The following is a 4,669-nucleotide window of genomic DNA, read 5'->3' on the forward strand; positions in this document are numbered from 1 at the left end:
TTCTTTCAGCATCATCCAAGCTTCGAGTTCTTCGGAAGATAATGGTTTAGGTAAATGCTTTCGCATTCCGCAGCGAATGAGATAATCGGAAACGGACAAATTTAATTCTCGGGCATTGGCTTTGATCACGTCCTTTTCAAAGGGAGAAATCCGTAGTTCTATGCGTGCTTTTTTTTCCATAAACATCCTTTTTTTTCTTTTCAACCGCAGGGCGAAAACAAGAGTTTTTTGAAGTGCATTTTGAGGGTGGTAACCCGAAAATGTACGTACAAAAACACCTCTTGATCTACTACACCCGATAAAAATTGCTGCTAATAACAAAAATAGAAGAATTTAATCGAATATGTAGCCTGATATTATGATTTATCTAGCTAAGAATTCAGTATTTTTATTTTACTTGAACAAATCGGAGTGCGAACCGATTCTTACTAACTTAATTACATCCGGAGATTCTATTTGAATCCATATAATCAAAAGGTCGGGTTTAATGTGGCACTCCCAGTTATCTTTATAGTTTCCCTTCAACTTGTGGGGGAGCATAGATTGAGGAATTTCAGAAACCCCTCCTTTTTCAAGCTTTTTCAAAACGTCAACAGCTGCCTGGTAATATATTTGTGATTTCTTTATTTTCTTAAGGTCTTTTTTAAACTTGGTGGTAAGTTCTAAATGATACATTGATTACAGTTTTTCAAGCCAATTATCAAGGTTTTCTATTCGTTCCAGTTTTCCCTGACGGGCTTCTTCAATAGCACTTTTAGTGGTATCATTGGGGATATCTCCAACATCCCGGTATAGCAATTTTTCAATATAATTATTTAGGCTTCTCTTATCGGCTTTAGCTTTTTCTTTCAAGGCTTCCAGAAGATCCCCGTTTAGTCGAACTGCGGTTTGGACTTTTGAACTCATAATACTGTTTTTAAGGATAAATGCATAGCATAGTGTTATACAAATGTAATCATATTAAATAAATCTCACCGGGGTTGAACAATATAAAATTAACTGATACCATAAAACGCATTTTAAGCCTGTTTAAGGGCGGTTGTTTGTTATATCAAGTATATACTTGTTTTTTATGCAAAACTTTCTCAAAAGCTAAAAAAAGTGCAAATTTCGGCGCCTGGTTTACACTGCGTTCAGCTATTCCGTTCCGTTTTTCGTTTTCTTTTCACTCCGCATTATTTTTCAGGGAGATCTTCCAGAGTCGATTTTTCCTTTTTACTTTAAACCTCTCTAAAACGTTTCTTTTAATTATTTTAAATACTTTAATACTTTAAGGGCTTGGGGGGTACTGATAATCAACAAGTTACAAGCTGAAAAAACACTTTTTATAAGTGAAAAAACACTTTTTATAAGTGAAAAAACACTTTTTATAAGTGAAAAAACACTTTTTATAAGCTAATTCATATTAATAAAAACACACCGTTTGTTTTTTTAGTGTTTTTTTATATATTTGAAAAACAGAAAATTAGCCCCTATGAAAGATTTATCGATTTATAGTGATGCCCAGGTACACGGCTTTAAAGAAAAGAGGGTAATGCAGCATAACGCTATTACCTCCGGAAGATATGATTTCTCGGCTTGCCAACTGGATATCCTCTTTATGTTACTGGCTTCCCTCTCACAAAATGAATTGAACTACAGAATTACTGCAAAGGATATTGAATTGATTACTGGTCGCACCTGGAACTATGCCCAATTACGAAAAGCTACCGAAGAAATTGGAAGTCGTATGTTTGAAGTTGATATTAAACAGGATAATGGTAAAATGAGATACCGTCAAATGTGGCTTTTCCAACAAGTAGATTACCTGGAAGGTCAAGGTGCATTTGAGGTAATGATCTCCGAACCTGCAAAGCCATATTTCTTTGAACTTAAAAATACCTTTACTTCAATTCAGCTCAAATCTGTTTTAGCTTGTTCTTCAAAATATGCCAAACGTTTATATACTATTGCCTGTCAGTGGCGTTCAATAGGTCGCCAAACTTTTGAAATTACCGAACTTAAAAAAATGCTTGGTTTGATCGATAAAAAAGGGAATGAACAATATACTCAAATTGGTCAATTCAAAGAAAAAGTATTGGATGTGGCAAAGCAACAAATCAACGCCAATACCGATATCAAATTCGATTACAAACTTCACAAAAAAGGTCGTTCCTACAAAGTCATTGAAATCTTCGTGGATTTAAGCGCAAACCTGCAAATGGAGATCGATTTCAAAAAGCCCATTGCCGAGCAAAAGGATATTAAATATATTATGTCCTACGGATTGACAGAAAAACAGGCCACTAAAATAGCCGAAAAAGAAAAGATAAAGGACTTTAAAGCCTTGATAGAACAACTTAACCAGAAAGTGCGCCAGGGAGAATTGAAAGTCGATAATTCCCGGGGCTATATCGTTGGGGTATATAAGAAAAAAGGGGTTATCGAATGATATTTAATCCCAATAAAAAGTGACTAAAAACCTTCGGTTATCACGGAATATTTAAGGCATAAACCATATTTTTATCATCATATAACAAGTTGTGGTGCATATAACAGGAACGCATAAGAAACTGAAAAAGTAAATGAAATTAACGATAAGAAAAGAAAATACAGAAGACTTTAAAACAGTCTTTAACCTTATAGAAAAGGCATTTGAAAATGAACAAATGAGCGACCACAAGGAACAGTTTTTAGTGGAACGATTGAGAAAGTCATATGCTTTTGTTCCCGAACTTTCAATAGTAGCCGAAACCGAAAACAAAATTGTTGGACATATTCTGTTGACAAAACTTAAGATTAAAAACAAATCGAACGAATTTGACTCATTGGCTTTAGCACCTGTCTCTGTCTTACCTGAATTTCAAGGAAAAGGAATTGGCGGAAAATTGATAGTCGAAGCCCATAAAAAAGCTAAAGAATTAGGACATAAATCAATTGTTTTACTTGGACACGAAAATTACTATCCAAGATTCGGTTATAAACAAGCTGATAAGTATGGAATAGAATTGCCATTTGAAGTTCCGAAAGAGAATTGTATGGTAATTGAATTGATTGAAAATGGACTCAAAGGAGTAAATGGAATAGTTGAATATCCAAAAGAGTTTAACGAATAAAAAATACGACACCACAACAACGTGTATAATTAATGGCTGGTTCTCGCTTACTTACGAAAATCCTCGCGGATTTTCTATTCGGTTTTTATTTGCTAAATTAGGTGCTTAAACACGCCACTAATCATACACAAACACGTTAAGATCACTTCGCCCATTCTTTAAAATCAGCGGTTCTTTCTTCTGATTCCAGGATAAATTGCTTGTAATAATCTCGTTCTCCCTGAACTTCTTCGGTTTTGTTTCTTTGCTGTTGAAGAAAAAAATAGCACAAAAGCATTACCAATATTAAACTGCCGAAATAGATGGCTATCGCTTTACCTGTTATATAGCTGTTTTTAACGTCCTTGGCATTTTTATCTATCTCTGTAACATAATTCCCCATAGAGTTGTTTAGGTCGCTTAAATCGGGTTTAAAATGCTTCGCAGATTCTTCAATTCTCTGGGCTTGTTTTCTTATTTCTAGCTCTACCTGTTCCCGGTGTTTTTTATCCTTCTTCAACTCTTGTTGTAGGTCAAAAATGGTGTTCGATAGTGTCTTTGCTAAGGTTTCATTACTTACTCGTGCCATAATATTTTAAGTTTTATCTGCTAAGCCCTGGGCTTCTATCTCTTTTTGGTTTGAGTTCAATTTGCGCTTCTTTTTCCTTTTTAATTTTCTGCTGAATATTTTCTGAGATACTCATTTCTAACTTTCCATACCTGACTTCTTTGCCAATTTCAGAAGCTTTAAAACTTTGGGATGATTGTCGGTCAACAATTCTAAAGCCTTGTATTTTGCCGCTTCTTTGCTTGGTCAATTCAACATTATAACCCCTGTTGTGCATTGATCTCGCAAATTCCTCAAAAGAAGTCGCTTTGGATTTGCTCTGATTATATGCCTGGTGAATTTCCTTCCGCAGCTCTTTGGTCTTTTCTTTGTGCATTTTCCGAATATCCTTAGCGGTCAAAAGTCCTCTTTCTTTGGCAAGCTTTTCCGCACTTTCCTGCGCTTTTTTACTGATATTGCTATCATTGTGGGCCTGACCATCAAAGCCTATGCGGTTGACCTGAAAATGAATATGGGGTTTTCCAGTTGAAGTGTGCAGGGTCATTAAATACTGGTTTTTTTCAAGCCCTAATTCTTTCAAATGTTCCCGGCCAAGTTCCTGAAGTTGATCTTTGGTAAATTCTCTCTGAACATTATCTGGACTAAAATAAATACTGTACGTGTTTTTTGTAATACTGGGTTTCAAGGATTGGATTTCTCGGAATTCCGCTAAAATTTCCGTTGGAGTTTCTCCGCTGATCATATTGCGGTCGAGCTCGACCGCTTGCCCTTTATCATCCATAATATAGCGTATTCCCTCGGCACTTCCCTTTGTGGCATTAGCTTGACTGACCATTTCGTATTCTTTTTAAATCAACATTCATTTCTTCAATTACTTTTTTAATCTCCTGGTCAAGCCCTGGGCTTTTATTTTTGATGTAGTTGGAGATCCTTTTGAAATTGGTGGTGTATTCTTTCAGCATCATCCAAGCTTCGAGTTCTTCGGAAGATAATGGTTTAGGTAAATGCTTTCGCATTCCGCAGCGAA

Annotated in this window: 8 protein-coding genes; 2 read left to right on the plus strand and 6 right to left on the minus strand. The window is 35.6% G+C overall.

Annotation, left to right across the window (positions count from 1 at the left end; translation table 11 throughout):
* The 3 genes from RLT85_RS14910 to RLT85_RS14920 all read right to left on the minus strand — a co-directional run.
* A partial coding sequence (locus RLT85_RS14910) for a plasmid mobilization protein (RefSeq protein WP_375712361.1) occupies positions 1 to 180 on the minus strand: 180 nt, incomplete at its 3' end.
* Positions 181 to 393: 213 nt separating this feature from the next.
* Positions 394 to 675 carry a type II toxin-antitoxin system YafQ family toxin gene (locus RLT85_RS14915; protein WP_128758871.1) on the minus strand — a complete coding sequence of 94 codons (282 nt, stop codon included), beginning with the start codon at positions 673 to 675 and terminating at the stop codon, positions 394 to 396.
* Between the two features lie 3 nt (positions 676 to 678).
* Positions 679 to 906 carry a toxin-antitoxin system HicB family antitoxin gene (locus RLT85_RS14920; protein WP_311402842.1) on the minus strand — a complete coding sequence of 76 codons (228 nt, stop codon included), beginning with the start codon at positions 904 to 906 and terminating at the stop codon, positions 679 to 681.
* A gap of 568 nt (positions 907 to 1,474) precedes the next feature.
* On the opposite strand from RLT85_RS14920, the gene RLT85_RS14925 reads away from it, so the two are divergent.
* Together RLT85_RS14925 and RLT85_RS14930 are read left to right on the plus strand one after the other, a co-directional pair.
* A complete protein-coding gene (locus RLT85_RS14925) occupies positions 1,475 to 2,431 on the plus strand; it encodes a replication initiation protein (RefSeq protein WP_311402843.1) in 957 nt (318 codons plus the stop codon).
* Between the two features lie 133 nt (positions 2,432 to 2,564).
* Positions 2,565 to 3,095, plus strand: a complete 531-nt coding sequence (locus tag RLT85_RS14930) for a GNAT family N-acetyltransferase (protein WP_311402844.1) — start codon at positions 2,565 to 2,567, stop codon at positions 3,093 to 3,095.
* Between the two features lie 142 nt (positions 3,096 to 3,237).
* Here RLT85_RS14930 and RLT85_RS14935 read toward each other — a convergent pair whose 3' ends face one another.
* The 3 genes from RLT85_RS14935 to RLT85_RS14945 all read right to left on the minus strand — a co-directional run.
* Positions 3,238 to 3,663 (minus strand): hypothetical protein, encoded by a 426-nt coding sequence (locus RLT85_RS14935; protein WP_128758877.1) that lies wholly within the window; start codon positions 3,661 to 3,663, stop codon positions 3,238 to 3,240.
* A 13-nt stretch (positions 3,664 to 3,676) separates the two neighbouring features.
* Positions 3,677 to 4,477 carry a relaxase/mobilization nuclease domain-containing protein gene (locus RLT85_RS14940; RefSeq protein WP_311402845.1) on the minus strand — a complete coding sequence of 267 codons (801 nt, stop codon included), beginning with the start codon at positions 4,475 to 4,477 and terminating at the stop codon, positions 3,677 to 3,679.
* A partial coding sequence (locus RLT85_RS14945; protein WP_311402846.1) for a hypothetical protein occupies positions 4,461 to 4,669 on the minus strand: 209 nt, incomplete at its 5' end. The genes RLT85_RS14940 and RLT85_RS14945, both read right to left, overlap by 17 nt.

Source organism: Mesonia ostreae (assembly GCF_031845265.1).
Taxonomy (GTDB): Bacteria; Bacteroidota; Bacteroidia; order Flavobacteriales; family Flavobacteriaceae; genus Mesonia; species Mesonia ostreae.

What these genes read in the sequence shown, in the direction of transcription:
- RLT85_RS14915 (WP_128758871.1), bottom strand. Translation starts at nt 675, where the DNA reads ATGTATCATTTAGAACTTACCACCAAGTTTAAAAAAGACCTTAAGAAA.
- RLT85_RS14920 (WP_311402842.1), bottom strand. Translation starts at nt 906, where the DNA reads ATGAGTTCAAAAGTCCAAACCGCAGTTCGACTAAACGGGGATCTTCTG.
- RLT85_RS14925 (WP_311402843.1), top strand. Translation starts at nt 1,475, where the DNA reads ATGAAAGATTTATCGATTTATAGTGATGCCCAGGTACACGGCTTTAAA.
- RLT85_RS14930 (WP_311402844.1), top strand. Translation starts at nt 2,565, where the DNA reads ATGAAATTAACGATAAGAAAAGAAAATACAGAAGACTTTAAAACAGTC.
- RLT85_RS14935 (WP_128758877.1), bottom strand. Translation starts at nt 3,663, where the DNA reads ATGGCACGAGTAAGTAATGAAACCTTAGCAAAGACACTATCGAACACC.
- RLT85_RS14940 (WP_311402845.1), bottom strand. Translation starts at nt 4,477, where the DNA reads ATGGTCAGTCAAGCTAATGCCACAAAGGGAAGTGCCGAGGGAATACGC.